This is a genomic window from Geodermatophilus sp. SYSU D00779 (assembly GCF_054050595.1).
Map to the genome: position 1 here is coordinate 113932 of NZ_JBJGZQ010000001.1, position 24830 is coordinate 138761.

Below are 24830 nucleotides of genomic sequence, written 5' to 3' on the forward strand. Positions count from 1 at the left end.
ACCGGTGACCACGGCGGCGGCCCGGCTGGGCCCGGCCGAGCTGCGCGAGCTGTTCCTCTTCGCCGACCTGGACGACCAGCAGCTGGCCTGGGTCGCGGAGCACGGCGCCGTCGTCGCGTTCCCGGCCGGTGCCGAGGTGTCGGTCGAGGGCGAGCCGGCCCGGTGCTTCTCGGTCCTGCTCGAGGGGACGCTCGCCATGTCCCGCCGGGTCGGCGGCAGCGAGGTCGAGACCGTGCGGACGTCGCACCGCGGTGTCTACTCCGGTGCGGTGCAGTTCTACGTCGGCGAGCGGGTCGACCAGCGCTATCCGGCGACGGTCCGGGCGGTGACCGACTGCCGCTTCCTCGAGCTGCCCGCGACCGAGTTCGCCGCGCAGTTCCGGCGCTGGTACCCGATGGCGGTGCACCTGCTGGAGGGCATGTTCATCGGCCAGCGGAACTCCGCCGAGCTGGTCGGGCAGCGGGAGCGGCTCCTGGCCCTCGGCAAGCTGACCGCCGGCCTCACCCACGAGCTGAACAACCCGGCCGCGGCCGCGTCGCGGGCGGCCGCCGCGCTGCGGGAGCGGTTCGCCGGGATGCGCCACAAGCTGGCCCTGCTGTCGGAGGGCAGGCTCGACGGCGCGGTGCTGCGGGCGCTGACCGGTCTGCAGGAGGAGCTGGTGGCCCGAGTGGGCAGCGCCCCGGAGCTCACCGCGCTGGAGCGCGCCGACCGGGAGGACGAGCTCGGCGACTGGCTCGACGAGCGGGACGTCGGCGGCGCCTACGAGCTGGCCGGGGTCTTCGTGGGCGCGGGCCTGGGGCCGGGGGACCTGCAGCGGGTCGCCGACGCCGTCGAGCCGGCCGCCCTGGAGCCCGCGCTGCGCTGGCTGGCGTACGCGGTGGAGACCGAGTCGCTGCTGGCCGAGATCGCCGACAGCACCGGCCGCATCTCCGGCCTCGTGGATGCCGCCCGCCAGTACTCGCAGCTGGACCGGGCCCCGTACCAGCCCACCGACCTGCACGCCGGGCTGGACGCCACGCTCGTCATGCTCGGCGCGAAGACCCCGCCGGGCGTACGCGTGGTCAAGGACTACGACCGGTCGCTGCCCCCGGTGCCGGGCTATCCCGGTGAGCTCAACCAGGTCTGGACCAACCTCATCGTCAACGCCCTCGACGCCATGGCGGGCGAGGGGACGCTCACCCTGCGCACCGCCCGGGACGGCGACTGCGCGCTCGTGGAGGTCGCCGACACCGGGCCGGGCATCCCCGAGGAGCTGCGGCAGCGGGTGTTCGAGCCGTTCTTCACCACCAAGCCGGTCGGGCAGGGCACCGGGCTGGGCCTCGACGTGTCCTACCGCGTCGTCGTCACCCGGCACGGCGGCGACCTGCGGGTGCGCTCGCGGCCGGGGGACACCCGCTTCCAGGTGCGCCTCCCGCTGACCGAGGCGGCGCCTGCCTGACCCCGGAGCGGCCATCTCCGCGTAGATGGCCGCCTCGAGGCCCCGCCCTGCGGGGGTACCGGCCCCGGCGGAGGATCGACGGGGAAGGCAGGCGCGCACCGGGCGCCGCCACCCCGAACCCCCCGGAGGCGCCCGTGACGGCCCGGCCCGACGTCGACCGGACCGCGCGGGACCCCGGCGGCGATGCCGAGGAGGAGTACCGGCCCGACCCGCGCCGCTGGCGGGCGCTGTCGGTCACCCTCGTCGCCGGCTTCATGAGCCTGCTCGACGTCAGCATCGTGTCGGTCGCGCTGCCCACGCTGCAGCGCGACCTGGGGGCCTCGCCCGCGGCGGTGCAGTGGGTGGTCTCCGGCTACGCGCTGACCTTCGCGCTGATGCTGGTCCCGGCCGGCCGGCTGGGCGACGCCCTCGGCCGGCGGCGGATGTTCCTCGTCGGGCTGGCCGGTTTCGTGCTGTGCAGCGCGGCGGCCGGCGCGGCACCGAGCGTGGGGCTGCTCATCGCGGCCCGGCTGGCGCAGGGGCTGGCGGCCGGGGTCCTGGCCCCGCAGAACTCCGGGCTGATCCAGCAGCTGTTCCGCGGCGGTGAGCGGGGCCGGGCGTTCGGGCTGTTCGGCGCCGTCGTCGGGGTGTCGACCGCGGTGGGGCCGATCGCCGGCGGGTTGCTGCTGCGGGTGGCCGACTGGCGCTGGATCTTCTACGTCAACGTGCCGATCGGCGTGGTCGCGTTCGTGCTCGCCTGGCGGCTGCTGCCGAGGGGCGGGTCCGGCCGGTCCGGGCGGATCGACCTGGGCGGGGTGGTGCTGCTCGGCGCCGGCGCGCTGGCCCTGCTGCTGCCGCTGGTGCAGGCCGAGGCCGGTGGGCTCTCCCGGCTGTGGTGGCTGTTCCCGGTCGGCGCGCTGGTGATGGTCGGCTTCGTCGCCTGGGAGCGCCGGGTGGTGCACCGCGGCGGGGAGCCGGTGTTCGACCCGCGGCTGGTGACGCAGACGCCCGGGTACGGGCTGGGGGCGGCGCTCGGCACCGTCTACTTCGTGGGCTTCAGCGGCATCTGGCTGGTCTTCGCGCTGTTCTTCCAGACCGGCCTGGGGCTCACCCCGCTGCAGTCCGGGCTGGCGGTGACGCCGTTCGCGATCGGCTCGGCGGCGGCCGCGGTGGTGGCCGGGCGGCTGGTCGAGCGCTTCGGCCGGCTGCTCACCGTGCTCGGCCTGGTCGGGGTGATGGCCGGCCTCGGGGCGACCGTCGCCGTCCTGCTACTGGTGCCCACCGCCGCCGTCCCCTGGGCGGTGGCGCCCGCGCTGCTGGCCGGTGGCCTGGGCGGCGGCTTCGTCATCTCGCCGAACATCACGATGACGCTGCGCGACGTGCCCGTCCGGATGGCCGGCGCGGCCGGTGGCGGGCTGCAGACCGCGCAGCGCTTCGGCGCGGTCATCGGGACCGCGGCGCTGCCGGGCCTGTTCTACGTCGTCCTCGGGGCGACGGGCCAGGACTACCCGGCGGCCGCGGCGGCGGGACTGGGAGTCGCCCTTGTGGGGATCGCCGCGGCCCTCGTGCTCGCCGTCGTCGACCTGCGGCACGGCCGGCGGCAGGACGCGGACGCCGAGCCGCGCGGGGACGACGACGGGCACGCCCACCTGCACCACTGAGTTGCACGCGCCGGTCAGCCGCCCCAGATGTCCTCGACGAACCGGCCGGCCGACCGCAGCCCGGTCAGCCAGGCCTGCGCGTCCGCTTCACCGGTGGACGTCCGGTCCCGGAAGACCCGGGTCAGGGACGCGCGGACGGCGGGGGCGATGGTGGCGGCGTTGCCGCACACCAGGACGACGGCGCCCTGCTGGAGGAGGTCCCACACCTCGTCGGCGCAGTCCAGGAGTGCGTCCTGCACGTAGCGGCAGGGGCGGCCGTCCTCGCGGGAGAAGGCGTTCTCCACGCGCACCAGTCCCTGCTCCTGGAAGTCCTCCAGCTCCTCGGCGTAGAGCAGGTCCGACCGCGGTTCGCGGCAGCCGAAGACCAGCAGCGACCGGGCGACGGGCACCCCCCGGGCACGCTGCGCCGCGCGCTCCTGGAGGAACCCGCGGAAGGGCGCCACCCCGGTCCCCGCCCCGACCATGACCATCGGCACGTGCGGGTCCTCTGGTGGCCGGAAGGGGATGGTGGGCTCGCGGACGAACACGAACACCGTCCCGTCGTCCGGCAGCTCGGCCAGGTGCCCGGAGGCCACGCCGGTGAACGTCCCGGAGCCGGAGCCGGAGCGGGCCGGGCCGTGCACCACGCCCACGGTGATGCTGCAGACGTCCGGGCTGGTCAGCGGCGAGGAGGAGATCGAGTAGTACCGCGGCCGCAGCGGCGGCAGCAGGTCGAGGAACTCCTCGAAGGGCAGCCGGCAGGCGGGGAACTGGTCGAGCAGGTCGAGCACCGAGCGGTTGGGCCCCAGCACCCGCTCCCGGTACTGGTCGTCGTCGCCGGCCACCGCCTCGAGAGCGGACCGCTGCCCGGGGTCGTCGGTGTGCCGGGCGAGGAGCGCCACGTCGTCGCGGGTGGCGACGTCCTGGAGCTCGACGCAGCTCCCGAGCACGCCCAGCAGCGGCGTCGGCTCGTCGATCGGCAGGTGGGTGTGGGTGCCGCTGGTCGGGATGATGGTGATGTACTGCCCGGCGTCCAGCCCGAAGTGCCTGATGACCCGGCGGATCTGGTCGACGCGGTTGCGCGGGAGCACCCCGAGGTGGTCACCGGCGCGGTAGGCCGTGCCCTCCGGCAGGGCGATCTCCAGGTGCCGGGTCGACCGGCCGGGGGTCCCGTACCCGCCCGCGCCGAGGAGTTCCCGGTTCCCCCGCACGCGCGCGGGCCGGGCCCGGTAGGACACGATGAGCGGGTTGGTCACCTGCCGGTTGGTCAGCGTGATCGACAGCCGCGGCCCGGCGGGGGCCGTGGCGGCGACCTCGGCCGGCAGGTCCAGCGCGGTGGCGACGGTCTGCCACAGCTCGCCGTGCCAGTCGCGGTAGGCCGCGTCGAAGTCGCCGGCGGCGTTGCCCTCGCCCCGGGCGTGGACCCGCTGCCCGCCGTGGGCCTCCAGTTCCCGGTCCAGCAGAGCGGGCACGGCCTGGTAGGTGCTGGCCCACTCGGTGTTGCCGCAGCCGAAGACGCTGTACGCCACGCCCGCGGCCGCCCCCTCCGGGGCCGAGGCGATCCAGCGGCAGAACGCGGCGGCGTTGTCCGGTGGTGTCCCGTTGTAGGAGGAGCAGACCACGAGCAGGGCACCGCCCGTGGGGAGGTCGCTGACGTGGTCGTCGAGGGACCCGAGCGTCACGTCGAAGCCGCGCTCGGTCCCCTCCTGGGCCAGCCGCCGGGCGATCGCCTCGGCGGTGCCGAGGTTGGAGCCGAACAGCACGGTCAGCCTCGTGCCGTGCCGCGCGACCGTGGGCACCGGTGCGGCCTGCGGGGTGGCGGTCCGGACGGCGGGGTCCTCCGCGGTCCGCTGGACCGGGATGCCGAGGGGGACGTCCTCCCGCGGCAACACCTGCAGGTGGAAGTCGTCGGGCTTGATCGTGAGCGTGGTCTTCGTGTGCAGCTGGTAGCCGCGGGCATCGACGAGGTCGAACCGCTGCAGCAGCATGCCGAGCACGAGGGTGGCCTCCTGCAGCGCGAACTGGCGTCCGATGCAGGCCCGCTGCCCGGTGCCGAAGGGCTTGTAGGCGTGCGGCGGGAGCGCGGCCAGCCGCTCGGGCGCCACGTGGTCGGGGTCGAACTGCGCGGCATCGGGTCCCCACACCGAGGTGCTGCGGTGCAGCGACGGCAGCAGCACGGTGATCGGCGTGTGCGCCGGGATCGCGTAGCGGCCGCCGATCACGGTGTCCTCGAACGGCGCCCGGGTGAAGCCCGGTGCGGTCGGCCAGAGCCGCAGCGACTCGTCGAGCACCTGCCGGACGTAGCGCAGCCGGTGCACCTGCTCGAACGTCGGCTGGGACGTGCGGCCCAGCACCTCGTCGACCTCGGCGCGGGCCCGCTGCGCGAACCGCGGGTTCGCCGCGAGGTAGTACAGCGCGAACGACAGCAGGCCCGAGGTCGTCTCGTGCCCGGCGACGAGGAAGGTGATGCACTGCGCGCGGATGTTGCGGTCGGGCAGCCGTTCCCCGTTCCGGTCGACCCCGGTCAGCATCCGGCCGAGCAGGTCGGTGGTGTCCGCGGCGTCCCCCTGCGCCCGGCGTTCGGCGACGAGCCGGTCGACCAGGTCGTCCATGAACTGCTGGTCCTCCTCCAGCTGCCGCTGGGCTCGGACCTTCAGCCGGGTCTGGACCGGCAGCTGGCGCGCGCGGGCCTGGGACTCGGCCAGCGTGCGGATCATGGCGTCGACGAACGGGTGGGGGGTCTCCCGGTAGAAGGAGTTGAACCGGTAGCCGAAGCCGCACAGCGCGATGGTGTCGAGGGTCAGCCGGGTCATGTCGGCGGGGACGTCGACCTCCTCGCCGGGGTTGAGCCGCGACCACTTCTCCACGAGCTGCTCGGCGACGTCGAGCATCTTCGGCAGGTAGTCGCGCATCGCCTGCAGGCTGAACGGGCTCATGAGGATCTCGTGCGCCCGCTGCCACAGCGGGTCGTCGGTGTCCGAGGTGAACAACCCGTTCGCGAGCGCGTCCTGCTTCAGGTTGGCCAGCCCTCCGCTGACCAGCTTGTCGAAGCGCGCGTCGTCGCAGACCTCCGCCACCAGCTCCGGTCCCGAGACGATCAGCCGCGTGCCCCCGGGGACGGTCAGCCGGTAGAGCGGCCCGTACTCCTCGGCCATCCGCATGAAGCTGTCGAAGGGGCTGGCGGTGTCGATGTCGAGGACGTTGCCCAGCACCGGCACCCCGCGGGGGCCGGGGATCTCGTCGAGGGCGGCGGTCGCGGTCATGACGGGTCTCCTGTCGGCCGGCGCACCAGCAGCAGGACGCTCATCAGCAGCACCCACGCCGGGAGCACCAGCAGGATCACGGGGTGGAAGGTGGTGCTCGCCAGGAGGACGGCGGCGAGCGCGTAACTGGTCAGGGCGACCGGCCGCGGGATCACGCCGGCGGCCTGCGCGAGACCGGTGGTGGTGAGCATGTACATCCCGGCGGCCCGCACGGCGTACACGAAGACGAGCGTGTAGCCCGTCGCCGTCAGCCCGCGGGTGACGTCGGGGGTCAGGGGTGGCGCGTCGGAGAACTGGACCACCAGTGCCGCCGCGCCAGAGGCGGCGGCTCCGGCGAACAGGAGGGCGACGAAGACCACGCAGGCGGCCAGGTGCAGCCAGTGGGTGGCATCCGCCCAGGACCCCGGACGCCGTACCTGCAACAGGGTGCGAGTGGCGATCATGTGCCAGGGGGCCGCGATGCCGGCGAACGGCACCAGGTAGAGCCCGATGGCCACCATCGCGTCGCCGCCGCCGGCGTAGAAGTCCGAGTACTCGGCGTCGGAGGCGGTCAGGCCCGGGACGCGGCCGAGCAGGAGCGCCGCCGCGACCAGCAGCAGTGTGAAGGCGATGCCCGACCAGCCGGCTCTGCTGGCGTTGGCAGTCGCGAGACCCGCTGCGCCGTCGTCCGCGAGCGCGGGGCCGGGGCGAGGGAGCCGTGTGGGGACCCGCATGGTGGCCTCCCGCGGCCGCCGGCCCCCGCTTCCAGAGGTGCGTCCCGCCACCGAGCCGGAGCGGGACCGGGCCTTGCTACACCCGGCCGGAGGGCGGCGGCAACGACCCGCCCGTCGGGCTCCCCGTGCGGCGGCCGGTCGCTCACAGCCGTGGCAGCGACCTCACTCGGGGTGAACCAACCGTCTCGCACCGTTCCGGTACGTCAGCTCCCGGAATCGCCTGCCCCAGGGACGACGAGGGGGTGCCCGGCCCGTGATCGGGCCGGGCACCCCCTGGGTGCCGGGTGCTGCGTCAGCGCACCGAGGACTCCGCCAGCTTGCGCTGCGCGTCGCCGGCGTCGCGCTCGCCGGGGCCGGCGTTGGTGGCGTCGGCGGGCAGCTCGGCGTCGGACGGGCCGCCGTGGTGGTCGTCGAGCATGGTCGCCTCGTCGAAGGGGCTGCTGCCCGACAGCGCCGCCGACAGCTGCTCGCGGTCGAGCTCCCGCGTCCAGGTGGCGATCAGCACGGTGGCGATCGCGTTGCCCGCGAAGTTGGTCACCGCCCGCGCCTCGGACATGAACCGGTCGATGCCGACGATCAGGCCGACGCCGTCCAGCAGCTCCGGACGGTGGGCCGAGAGCCCGCCGGCCAGCGTGGCCAGGCCCGCGCCGGTGACCCCGGCGGCGCCCTTCGAGGCGATGATCATGAAGACCAGCAGCCCGATCTGCTCACCGATCGACAGCGGGTCGCCCAGCGCCTCGGCGATGAACAGCGAGGCCATCGTCAGGTAGATGGCGGTGCCGTCGAGGTTGAAGGAGTAGCCCGTCGGGACGACGATGCCGGCGACCGGCTGGCTGACACCGGCGTGCTCCATCTTGGCGATCAGCCGCGGCAGGGCGGTCTCCGACGACGAGGTGGAGACGATCAGCAGGAACTCGCGGCCCAGGTACTTCAGCAGCGAGAACACGTTGATCTTGGCGACCAGGCGCAGGATCAGGCCGAGGATGACGAAGACGAAGACGGCGCAGGTCGCGTAGAAGCCCAGCATGATGATCGCGAGGCTCTTCAGCGCGTCGATCCCGGTCTCGCCGACGACGGCGGCGATCGCGCCGAAGGCACCGATCGGGGCGACCCACATGATCATCGCGAGGACGCGGAAGACGAGCTTCTGGAAGTGGCCGATGCCGCGCAGGACCGGCTCGCCCGCGCGCCCCATCGACTGGAGGGCGAAGCCGACCAGCAGGGCGATCAGCAGCGCCTGCAGCACGGACCCCTCGGTCAGCGCCGACACCAGCGTGGTCGGGATGATGCCGAGGATGAACTCGGTCGTCCCGCCGCTCTCGTGGGCGGTCTCGGCCAGCTGGGCGCCCTGGCCGCGCAGCTCCTCGGAGAGCTGCAGCCCGTCACCGGGGTGCAGGATGTTGCCGACGACCAGGCCGATCGCCAGGGCGATGGTCGACATCAGCACGAAGTAGCCCAGCGCCAGGCCGCCGATGCGACCGACCTTGGCCGCCTGCCGGATGGCGCCGATGCCCAGCACGATGGTGCAGAAGATGACCGGCGCGATCAGCATCTTGATCAGCGCGACGAACGCCGTGCCCAGCCACTTGAGCGAGACGGCGAACTCGGGGAAGGCGAACCCGACCGCGATGCCGGCGAGCACCGCGCCGATGACGGCGAGGTAGAGCCAGTGCGTGCGGTCCCGCCGCTTCGCGGGCGGTGGCGCGTCAGCGACGGTGCCTGAGGCCATGACTGCTCCTGGGGATCCGGGGGATGGGGGCGGCCCGTGACGAGGGCCACTGCACAAACGGTGCGGGTGCCGGTGACCGCCGTCACGCATTCGTTCATTGCGTACACGCCGGTCGCGGCGCGGGGCTCCGCACGCGGGACACTCGCGGACGTGCGCGTCCCCGCCTTCCTCTCGCACCGCCGTCGTGGCGACGCGAGCCTGGCCCGGCGCCTGCTCCTCCTCCAGGCGCTGGTCGTGGTGGTCGTCGTCCTGACCATGACCGCCGTCGCCTACCTCGAGGCCCGCCAGGCGGTGCGCCAGGCGGCCGCGGAGGAGACCACGGCGATCGTCGCCAGTCTCGCCGACTCCCCGCTGGTCCGCTCGGCGGTGACCGGGCCGGACCCGACGGCGGAGCTGCAGCCCTACGTCGAGGAGGTCCGGGCCGACACCGGGACCTCGTTCATCACCGTCCTGGCGCCCGACCGCACCCGGTTCACCCACCCCGACCCCACGCAGATCGGCAAGCCGTTCATCGGCACGATCGGCCCGGCGCTCGAGGGCGAGACGTTCACCGAGACCTACACCGGCACGCTGGGCCCCTCGGTGCGCGCCACCGGCCCGGTGGTGGACGACGACGGCGACGTGGTGGCCGTGGTGTCGGCCGGGGTCACCATCGAGGCGATCGGCGAGGACCTGGCCGCCGCCGTCCCCGGCATCCTCGGGACGGCGGCCGCGACGCTGGCCGTCGGCGCGCTGGGCAGCGCGGCGTTGTCCCGGCGGCTGCGGCGGCAGACCCACGGGCTGTCCCCGGCGCAGCTCGCGCGGATGGTCGACTACCACCACGCCGTGCTCCACGCCGTCCGCGAGGGCCTGCTCCTGGTGGACGACGAGCAGCGGGTGCAGCTGGTCAACGACGAGGCGCGGCGGCTGCTCGGGCTCACCGACGACCCCACCGGCCGGCACGTCGGCGAGCTCGGCCTGCCCCCGGAGCTGACCGCGGCGCTGGGGCAGCAGCGCACCGCCGTCGACGAGGTGCACGTGACCGGCACCCGGGTGCTGGTGGTCAACCAGGCCCCGCCGCGACCGGAGGGCCGCTCGGCCGGGGCGGTGGTGACCCTGCGCGACCACACCGAGCTTCAGGCGCTGACCGGCGAGCTCGACAGCGTGCGCTCCTTCGCCGAGTCGCTGCGCGCCCAGGCGCACGAGGCGGCCAACCGGCTGCACACCACCGTGTCGCTGGTCGAGCTCGGCCGCACCCAGGAGGCGATCGACTTCGCCACCGCCCAGCTGGCCTCGGCCCAACAGCTCACCGACCGGGTGGTCGACGCCGTCGGCGACCCGGTGCTGGCGGCGTTGCTGCTGGGCAAGGCCGCGACGGCGCACGAGCGCGGCGTGCTGCTGGAGGTCGACCCGGCGACGGCGGTGGGGGAGACCGGCATCCCCGGCGGCGACCTGGTCACGATCGTCGGCAACCTGCTGGACAACGCGATCGACGCCGCGCTGGCCGGCGACCCGCCGCGGGAGGTGCAGTTCGCCGCCGAGGTCGACGGCGGGCGGCTGGAGATCCGGGTCGAGGACACCGGCCCCGGCGTCCGCGAGGAGGACCTGCCGCGGGTGTTCGAGCGCGGCTGGAGCACCAAGGAGACGACCGCCGCGCCCACCGGGCTCGGTCGCGGGCTGGGGCTGGCGCTGGTCGCCCAGGCCGTCGCCCGGCACGGTGGCACGCTCACCGTGCGGCCCGGCCCGGGGGCGCTGTTCACCGTCACCCTGCCCGTCGGCGTCCCGGCGGTGTCCCGGTGATCGGTGTCCCCGTCATCAAGGTGCTGGTCGTCGAGGACGAACCGGTCGCCGCCGAGGCGCACCGCGCCTACGTCGACCGGACGCCGGGCTTCACCACCGCGGCGGTCGCCGGCACCGGGGCCGCGGCCCTGGACGCGCTGGCCCGCCAGCCGGTCGACCTGGTGCTCCTGGACATGAACCTGCCCGACGGTCACGGCATCGACCTGTGCCGGCGGATCCGCGGCGCCGGCGCCCAGGTCGACGTCCTCGCCGTCACCTCGGCACGGGAGCTGGCCACGGTGCGCGCCGCGGCCGCCCACGGCGTCGTCGGCTACCTGCTCAAGCCGTTCACCTACCCGGCGCTGCGCGACCGGCTGGCCGCGTACGCCGAGTACCACGCGCGGCTGCACGCCGGCGGGGACGCCGCCGGGCAGGACGACGTCGACCGCGTGCTCGGCGGGGTGCGCCCGAGCCGGCCGGCGCCGCTGCCCAAGGGGATGGGCCGGGAGACCCTCGACGCCGTCGTGGCCGCGGTGCGCGCCGCCGGCGCGGGGCTGTCCGCCGCGGAGACCGCCGAGCTGATCGGGGCCTCGCGGATCACCGCCCGCCGCTACCTCGAGTACCTCGCCGACACCGGGCTGGTCGACCGGGCGCCGCGCTACGGCGGCACCGGCCGCCCCGAGCTCGAGTACCGCTGGCGCTGAGCCGCGACGACCCGGGCGCGGTAGCGTGGACCCGAGCGGCGGGCCCCGCGCTCCTCGTGCGTCACTCCCGCGGCGTACCCGACCACCGGCCCCGGCTCCCGGGGTCCCGGACCTGGGTCGCCCAGCCGCTGCGGCGGACGACCGGAGGTCGACGCCATGGCGAACCCCGGACCGACGGACCCGCTCGACCCGGTCGAGGCGCTGGAGCGGCTGGGCCGCCTGAGCCTCCGCGAGCACTGCATGAGGTCCCTGCTGAAGACGGTGGCGGACCTGGCCGGTGAGGTCGTGCCCGGCGATCCGGAGACCTCGGTGTCCCTGCTCATCAACGACCGGCCCGGCACGTCGGTGTTCACCGGCGAGCTGGCCCGGGCCTGCGACGAGAGCCAGTACGCCCGCGGCTACGGACCCTGCCTGCACGCTGCCGGCACCGGGGAGGTGGTCGAGATCGCCGACGCCCAGGCCGAGACGCGGTGGCCGGACTACACGGCGTACGCCGTCGAGCAGGGCATGCTCAGCTCCCTGTCGGTCCCGCTGCCGATCACCGAGGGCATCGCGGGGGCGGTGAACCTGTACGCCCGCAAGCCCAACGCCTTCGACGAGGCCAGCCGCTCGGCGGCCGTCCGGTTCGCCGGCTACGCCTCGGTGGTAGCCGCGAACATGTACGCCCACGAGGAGGCCCGCGACCTGGTCGAGCACCTCGAGCGCAGGGTGGAGTCGCGCGCGGTCGTCGAGCGGGCCACGGGCATGCTCATGGAGCGCCACGGGCTCACGACCGAGCAGGCGCAGCAGGTCCTGGCCCGGGTGGCGAGGTACGCCGACTCCAGGGTCAAGGACGTCGCGGCCGGTCTCGTGCGCACCGGCGAGCTCCCGGGCGACGGAGCGCCGGCGGCTGACCTGCTCGGGGACACGGGTCCCTGACCGCCCGCGGGCCCCGCCGAGTGTGCAGTTCGTGTCGCCCGCAGCGGCGTGTCCGTGCGTGTCAGCGACCGCAACTGCGCACTCGGCCGACCAGTGCCTCCCCCAGGGACCGGGTTGCTCCCGGGCCGGACGGAGGACGTCCCGGCAGCATCGGGAACGCCGGTCCCGCCCGGCCCGGAGCTCGCCGTCGGACGGCAGGGTCAGCGCGCCGGGGTGGCCTCGCGCGCGTCGTCGTCCCGGCGGTCGACGTCGTCCCCGGCGACCGCCTCGCCACGGGCGACCAGGCCGGCGACGTCCGAGAGCGGGATCTCCCTGAGGAACAGCGCCAACAGCAGCGCGACGGCGAAGGCCGGCAGCAGGTAGCCGAACACCGGGGCCAGGGCGCCGGCGTAGGCGTCGACGATCGCCGTCCGCAGCGGTTCGCCGGCGGCCTCGACCGCCTGGGGGACCAGGCTGTCCGGCGAGGTGATGCCGGCCGCGACCGCCTGCTGGGCGTTGTCCTGCAGGGCGCCGGTGAGGTTCTCGGCCAGCCGGTTGGTGAAGACCGTGCCGAAGACGGCGACGCCCAGGGTGGCGCCGACCTCGCGGAAGTAGTTGTTGGTCGAGGTGGCCGTGCCCAGGTCGCGCGGGGAGACCGCGTTCTGCGCCACGAGGACGACGACCTGCATGACCAGGCCGAGGCCCAGGCCCATGACGAACAGCATCGTGCAGATGGTGACCAGCGAGGTGTCGCCGGACAGCGTGGTCATCCAGAGCATCGCCGCGGCGATCACCAGCACGCCGGCGATCGGGAAGACCTTGTACCGGCCGGTCCTGGTGGTCGCGATGCCCGAGCCGATGGCGGTGATGAACAGGCCGGCCATCATCGGCAGCATCAGCAGGCCCGAGCTGGCCGCCGAGGTGCCCGAGGCCATCTGCAGGAACGTGGGCATGAAGGCGATGGCCGAGAACATGCCCAGGCCGATCGCGGCGCCGAGTGCCGTGGCCACGACGAAGGTCGGGTTGCGGAAGAGCGACAGCGGGATGATCGGCTGCACGGCCCGCTGCTCGACCAGCACGAAGGCGAGCACCGACACGGCGAAGACGGCCATGAGGGCCAGGGTCCAGCCGTCGGTCCAGCCGCGGTCGCCACCGAAGTCGGTGGAGAACACCAGCGAGGTGGTGGCGGCGGAGAGGGTGGCGATGCCGGCGTAGTCGACCGGCTCGGTGTTGCGCTTGCGCGGCAGCGTCAGGGCGAACCAGCCGATGACCAGCGCGGCGATGCCGACCGGGACGTTGATCCAGAAGCACCACTGCCAGCCGAGGCTCGCGTGGTCGGTGAAGAACCCGCCGACGAGCGGGCCGGCGACCGCGGCCAGACCGAAGATCGCGCCCAGCGGGCCGAGGTACTTGCCGCGCTCCCGGGCCGGGACGACGTCGGCGATGATCGCCTGCGACAGGATCATCAGCCCGCCGCCGCCGAGGCCCTGCACCCCGCGCCAGACGACGAACCAGGTGAAGTCGGTCGACAGGGCCGCCCCGACGCTGGCGGCGGTGAACAGCGCGATCGCGACGAGGAAGAGGTTGCGGCGTCCCCACAGGTCGCCGAACTTGCCGTAGATCGGCATGACCAGCGTGCTGGCCAGCAGGTAGGCCGTCGTCACCCAGGCCATGTGCGAGACGCCGCCCAGGTCGCCGACGATGGTCGGCATCGCCGTCGAGACGATGGTCTGGTCGAGGCTGGAGACCAGCATCCCGGCGATCAGCGCCGAGAAGACCAGGTTGATCCGGCGCCGGGTGAGGACGAACAGCGGTGCGTCGTCCGTCGCGGTCGGGGTGGGGGCGTGCACGGGGCTCCTCGGGTCAGTGGGGGAGGGCGGCCAGGCCGCGGGCGAGGACGTCCCACGCCTCGTCGACGAGGCGGGGCAGGGAATCGGTGAAGCCGCTGGTGAGCCAGCGGTGCATGGCGGTGCGCATCACCGCGCCGCTGGTCAGCGCCAGCAGCGTGGGCAGGGTGTCGGTGTCGACGTCGGTGCCGGTGCGCTCGGCGACGGCGGTGGCCAGGGCGCGGTCGGCCTCGCCGAAGTGGGTGACCAGCCGGCCGACGAGGTCGGGGTTGGCCTCGATGACCTGCAGCCGCAGCGGCCACAGCTCGGTCTCCCGCGCCATCTCCTCGGCCTGCTCGTGCTGGACGGCGCGCAGTGCCGCGACCGTCGACTCGTCAGCGGGCCGCCCGGCGAGCGCCTGCGCCGTCCGCCGCAGCTCGGCGGGGTCCAGGCCGAGGACCGCGTCGTCCTTGGTGGCGAAGTAGTTGAAGAAGGTGCGGGGTGAGACGTCGGCGCGGGCGGCGATGTCGTCGACCGAGACGCCGTCCAGGCCGCGCTCGGCCACCAGCCGCAGCGCGGCCTCGTGGAGCGCGGACCGGGTGGCGGCCTTCTTGCGCTCGCGGAGTCCGGTGGTCACCCGGCCATGTTTGCACCGTCTGCAAGTTTGCGTGCCGTGCAGGGTGTGTCGGGTCCGTCACCCCGGGATCAGGCCGGCCGCGCCGTCGGCGCGTACGCCAGCAGCCGCCACGACCCTCCGGCGCGCGTCCAGACGGCGAGGGCCAGGTTGTCGAGCGTCTTCGGGACGCCGGCGACGTCGACCACCGCGGTCATCCGGCCGACGACGATCGCGGTGTCACCGGTGACCTCGACCCGGTCGACCGGGTGCTCGGCCCGCCGGTACACGTAGTGCCGCGACCGCAGCTTGGCCAGCCACTGGTCCTTGGTGTCGCGGGTGCCGCTCGAGTGGGTGTAGCAGAGCCCGTCGGCGAGCAACTGCTCGAGCGCGTCCAGGTCGCCGTCCACCATCGCCCGGTAGCGACGGTCCTCCGCCGCGAGCACCGCCTGCACGTCGTCCCCGAGCTCCGCCACGGCGCCATCGTGACCGGTCCTGCCCGCGGGACGCACCGCGGGCCCGGCGACGGGTCGGCGTGCCCGCGCCGGTCCGACCGTCCTGAGCGCGACCGATCCGGGGGACGACGAGCCCGCCGTCCGGGACCTGGTCCACCGCTGGGCGCGAGCCGTGCACGTCGGCGACCCGGACGACGTCCCGCCGCCGGAGGACGGTGTCCGCGGCCCCGAGGCCGAGCACCCCGGGCACCGGCTGCGGCTGACCCTCGGCCTGCGCCGGGAGGGCGACCGGTGGCGGTCGCGCACGAGCACCACTCGTTCCTGCTGCGTCTTCCTACTGCGTCGAGCCGTACCCAGGCTCATGCTCGGGCGGTGACGGTCCGCGAGCTCGTCGTCCTCGGCACCGCCAGCCAGGCGCCCACCCGCACGCGCAACCACAACGGCTACCTGCTGCGCTGGGACGGCGAGGGGCTGCTGTTCGACCCCGGCGAGGGCACGCAGCGGCAGATGCTGCTGGCCGGCGTCCCGAGCAGCGCGGTCACCCGGATCTGCCTGACCCACTTCCACGGCGACCACTGCCTCGGTGTGCCCGGCGTGGTGCAGCGGATGTCGCTGGACCGGGTCGCGCACCCGGTAGTCGCGCACTTCCCGGCGTCCGGGCGGGAGTACTTCGGCCGGCTGCGCGCCGCGTCGGTGTTCCACGACGTCGTCGACCTGCGCGAGGAGCCGTTGACCGCCGACGGGCCGGTGGCCTCGGGGCCGTCGTGGAGGCTGGAGGCGCGCCGGCTCGACCACCTCGTCGAGTCCTTCGGCTACCGCCTGGTCGAGCCCGACGGCCGCCGGATGCTGCCCGAGGCCCTGGCCCGCGCCGGGGTGTCCGGCCCGGACGTCGGCCGGCTGCAGCGCTCGGGGTCGCTGGACGTCGACGGGCGGACCGTGCGGCTGGAGGACGTGAGCGTCCCCCGGCCGGGGCAGCGCGTGGCCTTCGTGATGGACACCCGGATGTGCGACGCGGTCCCCGCGCTGTCCGACGGCGCGGACCTGCTCGTGATCGAGTCGACGTTCCTCGAGGAGGACGCCGCGCTGGCCCGCGACTACGGGCACCTGACCGCACGGCAGGCGGCGACGGTGGCCGCGGAGTGCGGGGTGCGCAGGCTGCTGCTCACCCACTTCTCGCAGCGCTACCCCGACCCGTCCTGCTTCCGGGACGAGGCGGCCGAGGTCTTCGACGGCGACCTGGTGGTGGCGGCGGACCTGGCGACCGTGCCAGTGCCGCGCCGCCTCTAGCACCTCCGTCGGGGATCGGGTGCGCCGCCAGCTGCTGTCCCTGAGGGCGGCTTCAGGGACATGCGGGTGACCAAGAACCCGAGGCGCGCGGGCCTCCCTCGGCGTCCACGTTCAAACCAGGAAAAGCGACGGGCGACCCAACGCACCCGAGATGGGAGCCTTAAGCGCTACAGGACGAGTGCCGGATTGTTGTATGAGGTCACGCCCCCGTCCTGAAAGACATAGTTGCGTCGCACTTGATGTGCTCGCTTGGTTACGACAAGAAGGCATGCGATAGCGATCCCGCTAATCGCCCAAGGCCTATATGACGTGGCCATGCGAAGGCTCAACTCGCCACCTCAATCTTTCGTCGCCATCTGGAGAAGTTGCCTGATGCCCAGGGTCATTACTCAGTTTCCGGATAGCGAGGCCTGAATAGGTCTCACCTTGCCGCTTGCTCTGCTACACGCATATGTGTGAACGTCGGCAACCCAACTCTCAAGGACCCGGTTGATACGGTCGGGTGGGGCGCAAACGTCGAGAAGGGCGTACGTCCACAAGGCTTCATCAAAGACGCCTTCCACCACTCCTCTTTCCGGCAGAAGCAGAAGCGGTATGGCCGCCATCAACGCCATGCCCGCCTCGATCTGCATCCAAGGCGACGTCCACTTAACAGAAGTGAGAGGTACTGGTTCTGCTCGTGGCCGCCATATGCCCGACTCGACTAAGAGCTGACCGAAGCCCAGAACGAGCATTCCATCTGCCCGACTAATTCGATCACGCAGCTGCTGCCAAGGATGAATGCTGTACTCTTCCCTGGGTAGTTGATCGATGCTTAGACCCTCACCTCTCAGGAAAGTCTCCCATTGGTCACATAATTCCTGCTCTCTACTCGATAGTGTGGAGGGCCTGCTTATAAAGACCGCAGGACTCACGGCGACTCCTCTGAGCTGACGACGGCCCCGGGCCGGCCGACGCTCCCATCGCTCAACAGGACCGCAACGTTCCTGGGGATATCCTCCGCCCCGTCGAACCGCGCACCTTCAATAAGAGCGCCCGCCAATCTGGCTCCCGTTAGCTTTGCTGCTCTTAAGTCAGCCCTTGCGAGGTTCGCTCCTACAAGCGTCGCTCCCTCCAGTCTCGCGCGATAGAGGACCACTCCTTCTGCGACAACCCCCCTGAGCGAAGCTCCCGTGCAATCAGCTTCGAATAGATCGGCACCTGATAGGTCTACGGGTCTTTCCTGCTCTCTCGTGCCTAGGTAAGCGTTTCGAAGGTTGCATCGCTGCAAGTCAGCGCCAGCTAGTCCGCGCGGCAAGTGCCGACCGGGTCGGGCGTAGCGCAAGCTGTCGGCTAGCACCTTCTGTAGGTTCTCTGGCTGCGCCTCGCGTAGCAATCCGGCAATCACCTCGATCGTTTCCCTCGCATATGGTGCGCCCGCGCCACCTTGCTCGGCTCTTGGGTCAAAGAACCGCCGGAGCAGAACCGCAGCGGCCATGCACCTCGTTGCGTTGTCTGACGAGAGCGCGTCTATAGTGGATGAGAAGGCCAGGCCAACCGCCGCCTTCTGATCCTTTTTGGTCTTATAGTTGAAATACTTGAATAGGCCTAAGATTGCTGCCGTAACGGTGCCCAGCAGTCCGACCCAGGTCTGCGCTGCGCTGGCTGTCATCAATGCCCCCTCCGGCCAACAAGCGAACTTGCCAACACGAGAACCATGATGGACCGTTAACGGAGAGTAGAAGCTCCGTAGCTCAGAAGTGGAAGTCTCGAACCGAGCGGGGTGCGCGTCACTCCACGCGCCGCGACGGACACCCGGAGAGCATGCAGGGCAGTGGCGGTCTCCTGCAACCTTCAGCATCTCTGGTCCGGCTCCGAGGATGGAACAAGGGCGTCGAGGCCAACGAGGCGGGCCAGGTGGTTGGACGCGCCCGGCCAAGCTCCCGTGTGGCTTCGTGATACGGCGAATACGGGGAGTCCTATCCCCCTGGTCCGGACCTCGCGACGCAAACTCATGGCAGGGTCCATGGGCCAGCGGGCCGTGGTGTCGACGCACCGTGGGTTCGGGGATGCTGAGTTCGGGCGCGGCCAGGCTAAGGGCTGAGTGTCCCACAGTGGGCCGCTCCGGGACACCGGCCCGGTTCACCTGAAGTGCAGCTCCCGAGCCGGTGCCCACCACGGCTGGCCCCAGATGGGGACGCGGGCGGCTCTGTGACGACGTAGGTTCCGCGCCCGTGGCAAGTCTCCGCGTAGAGCGTCCTCATGACAGTGGGGGCATTCTGCGTCGACTCTGGGTCGACATCGACGCCGTCGGGTGGCTGGACTGAAGCAGGGCAGTCTGCCGAAATCCCTCTGCCCTCGGGCAGGCACACGGTGACGGGCCGGATGGATTGGACCAGTAGTCCGGGGCTCGACATCGACCTGGAGGAGGACAAGCAAGTCCGGGTGGAGGTCGCTTTGCCGTTCTCCGCGCTGTGGAACATGGTCGGGACGGCCCTGGCGCGGTGCGGCGTCAGTCGTCGCGCCCGACACCGCGGTCGGGTGCGGTCATGTCCCCCGTCCCGGGCGTGCCCTCGGCGAGCCCGTAGCGCAGGTACACGGTGCCCGTCGGGCTGGCCACCGGCGGTTCGAGGAGGGTGACGTTCGTGGGCACCGCGCCGCCGTCGAACACCTTCTTCCCGACGCCGAGCACGATCGGGTGCACCCAGAGGTCGAGACGGTCGAACAGCTTCTCGCGCAGGAGGGTCTGCACCAGGTCCAGGCTCCCGACGACCTTCACGTGCTCGTGCCGGTCGCGGATCTCGCGCACCGCGCCGGCCAGGTCCGGGCCGAGCTGCGTGGACCCGGCCCACGAGAGGTCGGGGGTGCCGCGGGAGGCCACGTACTTCGGGACGCGGTTGAAGAGCGTGGCGATGTCGTCGTCCTGGCCGCCCTCCTGGTGCGGCCAGTAGGCGGCGAAGATGTCATAGGTCCGCCGGCCGAGCAGGAGGGCGTCCGTGCCCTCGTACGCGGCGCCGACCTGCGCCCCGGAGACCTCGTCGAGCAGGGGCGCCTGCCAGCCGCCGAACGGGAACCCCACCGGGTCCTCGTCGGGGCCGCCGGGTGCCTGCCCGACGAGGTCGAGGGTCGCGAACAGCTCGATGTGGACGAGGCCCATGTCTGGCTCCCGGTGGGTCGGTCGACTCGGTCGAGGGGTGGACCGGTGGACGCCGGCGAACTCAGCGCTGCGGTCCTAGCGGACCTCGCCGGAGCCGTAGTCGCCGAACGGCTCGGTGGCGACGGCGCTGATCGGCACCTCGGCCAGCGCCCGGCCGGACGCGTCGAGGGTGCGCACCTCGCGGGCGCCGGTCGGGAGGAGGGCGACCCCGCTGCCGTCGGGCAGCGGGACGGTGGCGAGCACGCCGCCGCGCTCGTCCAGGACGGCGGCGGCCGTGGCCGGGGCGGGCGCGGTGACGACCAGCCAGCGGCCGGCGTCGGACGGCTCGGTCTCGGGGGAGGAGAGGTCGCAGACCCGCGCCACGACGAGCCCGGCGACGTCGGTGGTGCCCGGCGGGGTGTGCACGCCGCACGGCACGGTGCGCCCGGCCCCGGTGCTGCCGAGCTGCCCGGCCCGGGTGGTGACGACGAGCCCGCCGCCGGGGCTGCGACCCACGACGACGGCGACGCTGCCTGACACCTCGGGCATCGGCAGGCTGCCCGACCAGAGCAGCTGCGGCTGCAGCTCGGCGGGCTCGGCGCCCAGCGGGACGGCGATGTCGGTGAGTGCCTCGGTCACCAGCCGGTCGGCCGGGCGGGTGGTCGCCGGGCGCAGCGGCTCCAGGGGTGGGACGTCGGCGGGGCCGGCGGGGAGCGCGGTGCCGGGAACGCCCGCGCGGTAGACCGGCTGCCCGTCGCGCAGTACGCGGACGCTGGTGCCGGCACCACCGGTCGTCGTCGGCACCCCGGTGACCGCGAGGCCGTCGTCCGCCGGGACCGGCTCGTAGCTGCGGCCGACCGTGCCGCGCGGGCCGACCTGCAGCCGGGGGGAGACCTCGACCTGGTCGCCGGGGGCGGTGAGGACGACGACGGTCGCCGGGCCGGGGCCGCCCAGCAGCAGCGACGCCGGCCGGTACGGGCCGAGGTTCTGCGGGACGTGGCGGGTGAGCTGCTCGGGCGGTGCGCCCACCGGGCCGGTGAGCCAGACGCCGCGGACGTCCTCGTCGACCGTGCCGGCGAGCAGGACGACCCGGCCGTCGGGGGTGTCGGTGGCGAGGACGACGCGGCGCTCCTCGACCGGGGGCGGGGTCAGCGGGCCCCAGTCGGCGCGGCGCGCGGCCTCGACGAAGGCGGCGTCGCCGGCGAGCGAGCCGCGGGTGGGCTCGGTGAGCACGGGGACGTCGGCGGCCTGCTGCTGGGTGGCCGCCGCGTCGGGCGGCTCCGTGGTCGGCTGCGGGACCACCAGCGCGGCGGCGGCCACGGTGACGGCGGCCGCGGCGGCGATACCGGCGGTGCGGACCCGGCGCTGCCGGCGGGCACGGTCGAGGGCGTCGGTGGCGGCCGCGTCGGCGTCCAGGCGCCAGCGCGCGGGCGGGACGGGTGCGGGCCGGGGGCGGTCGTCGAGCGACTCGAGGACCTGCCCGTCCCCGCGCGGCGACGCGGCGGCGTGCAGGGCGTCGGCGGCGGTGGTCGCGGGATCGGTGCCACGTCGTCCCCACTGCCGCCGGGTGCGGGCCAGGGCGCGCTGGACGGCGTCCTCGGCGCGGTCGGGGTCACCGGTCAGCCGGAGTGCCTCGGCGAGCAGGCCGTCGCGCTCGGCGGCGACGAAGCGGCGGAAGTCCGCGTCGGCACCCTCGGTCATGCCGGCCAGTGTGCGCTGTGCAGGAGCCCTGGTCTCCCGCTCCCCGGTCGTCCGGGCCCGCCGCTGGGGCTAGCGTCAGCAGACGTGCAGCTGCCCGACGGACTGGTCGCCGTCGTCAAGCGGGACTGCCCGACGTGCACCCTCGTGGAGCCGGTGCTGCGTGGCCTCGGTGCCGCGGTGTGGTGCCAGGACGACCCGGACTGGTTCGACGGCGACGACACCGGTCTGGAGCTGTCGTACCGGCTGGGCATCGAGACCGTGCCGACGCTGCTGCGCGTCGAGGGCGGTCGGGAGACGGGCCGCGTCGTGGGGTGGAGCCGGGAGCAGTGGCAGCAGCTGACCGGGGCCGCCGGGCTCGGTCCCGGGCTGCCCGAGCACCGGCCCGGCTGCGGGTCCCTGTCGGTGGACCCCTCCCGGGTGGACGAGCTGGAGGCCCGCTACGGCGACGGGCTGGCCAGCCGGCGGGTGGCGCTGGCCGACCTCGAGGACGAGCACGAGGCGCTGTTCGACCGCGGCTGGACCGACGGGCTGCCCGTCGTTCCGCCGACGCCGGAGCGGGTCCTGCGGCTGCTGCGGGGGACGACGCGGGACCCGCGTGAGGTGGTCGCCGTCGTCCCGCCGGACCTCGTGGCGTGCACCGTGGAGAAGGTCGCGGTCAACGCGGTGATGGCCGGGTGCCTCCCCGAGCACCTGCCGGTGGTGCTCGCCGCGGTGGAGGCCGCCTGCGCCGAGGAGTTCGCCCTCCACGGGCTGCTCGCCACCACCTACTTCTCCGGCCCGGTCGTGGTGGTCAACGGCCCGGTCGCCCGGCGGGTGGGCATGAACAGCGGGGTCAACGCCCTCGGCCAGGGCAACCGGGCCAACGCCACGATCGGCCGGGCGCTGCAGCTCGTCGTCCGCAACGTCGGCGGCGGCCGGCCCGGGGAGGTGGACCGGGCCACGCTCGGCAACCCCGGCAAGTACACCTCCTGCTTCGCCGAGCGGGAGGAGGACAGCCCCTTCGCCCCCCTGGCCGCCGACCGCGGTGTGCCCGGGGACGCGGTCACCCTGTTCGCCGGCGCCGGGGTGCAACCGGTGGTCGACCAGCTCAGCCGCGACCCGGAGTCGCTGGCCCGCAGCTTCGCCGCCTGCCTGCGGGTGAACGCCCACCCCAAGCTGCCGATGGCCTTCGACGCCATGCTGGTCGTCTCCCCGGAGCACGGCCGGGTGTTCCGCGAGGCGGGCTGGGACCGGGCGCGGCTGCTCACCGAGCTCGACGGGCTGCTCCAGCTGCCGGCCGGCGAGCTGGTGCGGGGAGCGGGGGGCATGGCCGAGGGGCTGCCACCCGGGGTCGGGGCCGAGCGGCTGCCGAAGTTCCGCCCGGGCGGGCTGCTCGTGACGCACGCCGGCGGGGACGCCGGTCTGTTCAGCGCGATCATCGGTGGGTGGGTGTCCGGCGAGACGGGGAGCGTCCCCGTGACGAGGGAGGTGCGCGGGTGAGGACCGTCCTGGACCCGACCGGCGAGCGCAGGCCGGCGACGCGGGAGCTGCTGCCCCGGCCCGACGCGCTGCGCGGCCGGACCGTCGGCCTGCTCGACATCAGCAAGGCCCGCGGGGACGTCGTCCTGGACCGGCTGGAGGAGCTGCTGCGGGCAGACGGGGTGCGGGTGCTCCGGTACCGCAAGCCGACCTTCGCCCGGCCCGCCCCCGTGGACCTCCGGCACGAGATCGCCGAGCACTGCGAGGTGGTCATCGAGGCGCTCGCCGACTAGGGCTCGTGCACGTCGTGCAGTGTGCACGACATCGCCGACCTCGAGCGCCGCGGCGTGGTGGGGGTCTTCCTCGCCAGCGAGGCCTTCGCCGAGGCCGCGCTCGTCCAGGGCCGGGCCCTCGGGTTCCCGGCTCCCGCCGTCCTCGTGCCGCACCCGGTGCAGGACCGCACCGACGACGAACTGCGTGCCGCCGCCGACGCCGCCTACCCCGCGGTGGTCGCCGCGGTCACGGCGGCCCGGTGAAGCCGCTGCGCGACGTCATCGCCCCCGGCCTCGACGTCCTCTTCTGCGGCATCAACCCGTCGCTGCTGTCGGCCGAGCGCGGGCACCACTTCGCCCGCCCGGGCAACCGCTTCTGGCCGGCGATCCACCGGGCGGGCCTCACCCCGCGGCTGCTGCGGCCCGAGGAGGACGTGCAGCTGCTCGACCACGGCCTCGGGGTGACCAACGTGGCCGACCGCCCGACCCGGACCGCCGCGGAGCTGTCCCCCGAGGAGCTGCGGGCCGGAGCCGTGGCGCTGGGCGAGCTGGTGGCGCGGTACCGGCCGCGGGTGCTCGCCGTCCTCGGCATCACGGCCTACCGGATCGGCTTCGACCGGCCGCGCGCGACGATCGGGCTCCAGCCCGAGCGGGTCGGCGGCGCGGCGACCTGGGTGGTCCCCAACCCGAGCGGGCTGAACGCCCACCACCAGCTGCCCGACCTGGCCCGGCTCTACGGGCAGCTGCGGGAGGCGGCGCTCGCCGGCTGACCGTCGGCCGTCAGCGGCGGGTCGAGATGGCGCGCAGCTCGTGCGCGGACTCGACGGTCGGGGCGCGGGCGAGCAGCCGCTCGAAGGCGCGGTCCTCGCGCAGGCGGGCGCGGGTGCGGCGGCGTTCGGCGATGGCGGTGCGCAGACGGGACACGGGAGGTCCTCTCGGGTCAGGCGGCGGCGGGCACCGTCGCGCCGGGAAGGGGGCTGTGCACGGCGTAGACGCCGTGCTCGGGGGTGAGCCGAGCGCCGGGGAGGAGCCGGTGGACCAGCCCGACCACGCGGTCGTTGTCGGCCTGGACGTCGGCGGTGAGGCTGCGGACGCCGCGGCGTCCGGCCAGCTCGGTCAGCTCGCCGAGCAGCTGGCGGCCGACGCCGACGCCCTGCCAGGCGTCCTCGACGACCACGGCGACCTCGGCGGTCGCGGGGTCGGCGGAGGAGCGGTCGTAGCGCGCCACCCCGATCACCTCGCCGCCGACGACGGCGACGAGCGCCTCACGCAGGTCGTGGTCGACCTCGACCAGCCGGTGGACGTCCGCCGGCGGGGAGCGCAGCGGTGCGTGGAAGCGCCGGTAGACCGTCTCCGGGGAGAGCCGGTCCCACAGCCGGCGGAACAGCGGGGCGTCGTCCGGCCGCACCGGCCTGGTCGTCACGGGCAGATCCATCTCGGCCTCCCTGAGTTCGCGGAGCGAACTCTGCTCTTGCCGAGGCAGTTCGTCAAGTGAACTCAGCCGGATATGCTGGGGTCGTGAGCGAGGCGCTGTGGGACCGGTCGCGGTGCTCGGTCGCGGGCACGCTGGCCGTCATCGGCGAGAAGTGGAGCCTGCTGGTCCTGCGCGAGGCGTTCCTCGGGGTGCGCCGGTTCGCCGACTTCCAGCGCGTGCTCGGCGCGCCCAGGGCCGTGCTCACGGACCGGCTCAACACGTTGGTGGAGCAGGGTGTCCTGCGGCGGGTCCCGTACCAGGCGGAGGGGGAGCGGCAGCGCCACGAGTACCGGCTGACGCAGAAGGGCGTCGACCTGCACCCGGTCCTGGTGGCCCTGATGAGGTGGGGGGACCAGTACCTGGCCGAGGACGGCGACGTCGCCCTCGAGCTGCGGCACCGCGACTGCGGCGAGCCGGTGCACCAGGTGCTCGTGTGCGAGGCCGGGCACCAGCTCAGCGGCGCCCGGGAGGTCCGACCGGTGCCACGGGGCTCCGGGGCCTGAGCCCG

The 24830-nt window shown here is 73.7% G+C and carries 20 protein-coding genes and 1 pseudogene; 10 read left to right on the forward strand and 11 right to left on the reverse strand.

Annotation, left to right across the window (positions count from 1 at the left end):
- Positions 1-4 precede the first annotated feature (4 nt).
- Both ACI79G_RS00530 and ACI79G_RS00535 read left to right on the forward strand, forming a co-directional pair.
- Positions 5-1438, forward strand: coding sequence for an ATP-binding protein (locus tag ACI79G_RS00530; protein ID WP_456878744.1), 1434 nt, complete (start codon positions 5-7; stop codon positions 1436-1438).
- A gap of 134 nt (positions 1439-1572) precedes the next feature.
- Positions 1573-3078 (forward strand): MFS transporter, encoded by a 1506-nt coding sequence (locus tag ACI79G_RS00535; protein ID WP_456878747.1) that lies wholly within the window; start codon positions 1573-1575, stop codon positions 3076-3078.
- A gap of 14 nt (positions 3079-3092) precedes the next feature.
- Here the strand turns inward: ACI79G_RS00535 and ACI79G_RS00540 are convergent, their stop codons facing one another.
- From ACI79G_RS00540 to ACI79G_RS00550, 3 genes are all read right to left on the reverse strand, one after another.
- Complete coding sequence (locus ACI79G_RS00540) at positions 3093-6320, reverse strand: bifunctional cytochrome P450/NADPH--P450 reductase (protein ID WP_456878749.1); 3228 nt, start codon at positions 6318-6320, stop codon at positions 3093-3095.
- Positions 6317-7033 (reverse strand): hypothetical protein, encoded by a 717-nt coding sequence (locus tag ACI79G_RS00545; RefSeq protein ID WP_456878751.1) that lies wholly within the window; start codon positions 7031-7033, stop codon positions 6317-6319. The genes ACI79G_RS00540 and ACI79G_RS00545 overlap by 4 nt, the downstream gene beginning before the upstream one ends.
- Before the next feature lie 292 nt (positions 7034-7325).
- Positions 7326-8762, reverse strand: a complete 1437-nt coding sequence (locus ACI79G_RS00550) for a cation:dicarboxylate symporter family transporter (protein WP_456878753.1) — start codon at positions 8760-8762, stop codon at positions 7326-7328.
- Positions 8763-8912: 150 nt separating this feature from the next.
- Here ACI79G_RS00550 and ACI79G_RS00555 point away from each other — a divergent pair, with 150 nt between their 5' ends.
- From ACI79G_RS00555 to ACI79G_RS00565, 3 genes are all read left to right on the forward strand, one after another.
- Positions 8913-10541, forward strand: coding sequence for an ATP-binding protein (locus ACI79G_RS00555; protein ID WP_456878754.1), 1629 nt, complete (start codon positions 8913-8915; stop codon positions 10539-10541).
- Positions 10538-11224 (forward strand): response regulator, encoded by a 687-nt coding sequence (locus ACI79G_RS00560; RefSeq protein ID WP_456878755.1) that lies wholly within the window; start codon positions 10538-10540, stop codon positions 11222-11224. Before ACI79G_RS00555 ends, ACI79G_RS00560 begins: the two co-directional genes overlap by 4 nt.
- 156 nt (positions 11225-11380) lie before the next feature.
- Complete coding sequence (locus ACI79G_RS00565; RefSeq protein ID WP_456878756.1) at positions 11381-12142, forward strand: ANTAR domain-containing protein; 762 nt, start codon at positions 11381-11383, stop codon at positions 12140-12142.
- 200 nt (positions 12143-12342) lie between these two features.
- Here the strand turns inward: ACI79G_RS00565 and ACI79G_RS00570 are convergent, their stop codons facing one another.
- The 3 genes from ACI79G_RS00570 to ACI79G_RS00580 form a co-directional block, all read right to left on the reverse strand.
- Positions 12343-13971 carry an MDR family MFS transporter gene (locus ACI79G_RS00570; protein WP_456878758.1) on the reverse strand — a complete coding sequence of 543 codons (1629 nt, stop codon included), beginning with the start codon at positions 13969-13971 and terminating at the stop codon, positions 12343-12345.
- A gap of 13 nt (positions 13972-13984) precedes the next feature.
- A complete protein-coding gene (locus ACI79G_RS00575) occupies positions 13985-14584 on the reverse strand; it encodes a TetR/AcrR family transcriptional regulator (RefSeq protein WP_456878760.1) in 600 nt (199 codons plus the stop codon).
- A gap of 68 nt (positions 14585-14652) precedes the next feature.
- The gene (locus ACI79G_RS00580; RefSeq protein ID WP_456878761.1) at positions 14653-15036 is read right to left on the reverse strand and encodes a nuclear transport factor 2 family protein; all 384 of its coding nucleotides are present in this window, start codon (positions 15034-15036) and stop codon (positions 14653-14655) included.
- 351 nt (positions 15037-15387) lie between these two features.
- Between ACI79G_RS00580 and ACI79G_RS00585 the strand changes: the two genes are divergently transcribed.
- Complete coding sequence (locus ACI79G_RS00585) at positions 15388-16302, forward strand: ribonuclease Z (protein ID WP_456878763.1); 915 nt, start codon at positions 15388-15390, stop codon at positions 16300-16302.
- A gap of 910 nt (positions 16303-17212) precedes the next feature.
- On the opposite strand, the gene ACI79G_RS00590 is transcribed toward ACI79G_RS00585, so the two are convergent.
- From ACI79G_RS00590 to ACI79G_RS00600, 3 genes are all read right to left on the reverse strand, one after another.
- Entirely contained in the window at positions 17213-17953 is a 741-nt protein-coding gene (locus tag ACI79G_RS00590) for a pentapeptide repeat-containing protein (RefSeq protein ID WP_456878765.1), read from the reverse strand.
- Positions 17954-18793: 840 nt separating this feature from the next.
- Positions 18794-19438 carry a dihydrofolate reductase family protein gene (locus tag ACI79G_RS00595; RefSeq protein ID WP_456878767.1) on the reverse strand — a complete coding sequence of 215 codons (645 nt, stop codon included), beginning with the start codon at positions 19436-19438 and terminating at the stop codon, positions 18794-18796.
- A 75-nt stretch (positions 19439-19513) separates the two neighbouring features.
- Positions 19514-21118 carry a hypothetical protein gene (locus tag ACI79G_RS00600; protein WP_456878769.1) on the reverse strand — a complete coding sequence of 535 codons (1605 nt, stop codon included), beginning with the start codon at positions 21116-21118 and terminating at the stop codon, positions 19514-19516.
- An 84-nt stretch (positions 21119-21202) separates the two neighbouring features.
- On the opposite strand from ACI79G_RS00600, the gene ACI79G_RS00605 reads away from it, so the two are divergent.
- From ACI79G_RS00605 to mug, 3 genes and pseudogenes are all read left to right on the forward strand, one after another.
- A complete protein-coding gene (locus ACI79G_RS00605; RefSeq protein ID WP_456878771.1) occupies positions 21203-22597 on the forward strand; it encodes a thioredoxin family protein in 1395 nt (464 codons plus the stop codon).
- Positions 22594-23112, forward strand: a pseudogene (locus ACI79G_RS00610) (UGSC family (seleno)protein). The gene ACI79G_RS00605 and the pseudogene ACI79G_RS00610 overlap by 4 nt, the downstream one beginning before the upstream one ends.
- Entirely contained in the window at positions 23109-23618 is a 510-nt protein-coding gene (gene mug, locus ACI79G_RS00615; protein WP_456878773.1) for a G/U mismatch-specific DNA glycosylase, read from the forward strand. Before ACI79G_RS00610 ends, mug begins: the two are co-directional and overlap by 4 nt.
- 10 nt (positions 23619-23628) lie before the next feature.
- Here mug and ACI79G_RS00620 read toward each other — a convergent pair whose 3' ends face one another.
- Together ACI79G_RS00620 and ACI79G_RS00625 are read right to left on the reverse strand one after the other, a co-directional pair.
- On the reverse strand, positions 23629-23772 hold the full coding sequence (locus tag ACI79G_RS00620) for a hypothetical protein (RefSeq protein WP_175479645.1): 144 nt from the start codon (positions 23770-23772) through the stop codon (positions 23629-23631).
- Between the two features lie 16 nt (positions 23773-23788).
- Positions 23789-24283: an N-acetyltransferase family protein gene (locus ACI79G_RS00625; RefSeq protein WP_456878775.1), complete on the reverse strand. Its 495-nt coding sequence runs from the start codon at positions 24281-24283 to the stop codon at positions 23789-23791.
- 83 nt (positions 24284-24366) lie between these two features.
- On the opposite strand from ACI79G_RS00625, the gene ACI79G_RS00630 reads away from it, so the two are divergent.
- Positions 24367-24825, forward strand: a complete 459-nt coding sequence (locus ACI79G_RS00630; RefSeq protein ID WP_456878777.1) for a winged helix-turn-helix transcriptional regulator — start codon at positions 24367-24369, stop codon at positions 24823-24825.
- The last annotated feature ends 5 nt before the right edge of the window (positions 24826-24830 follow it).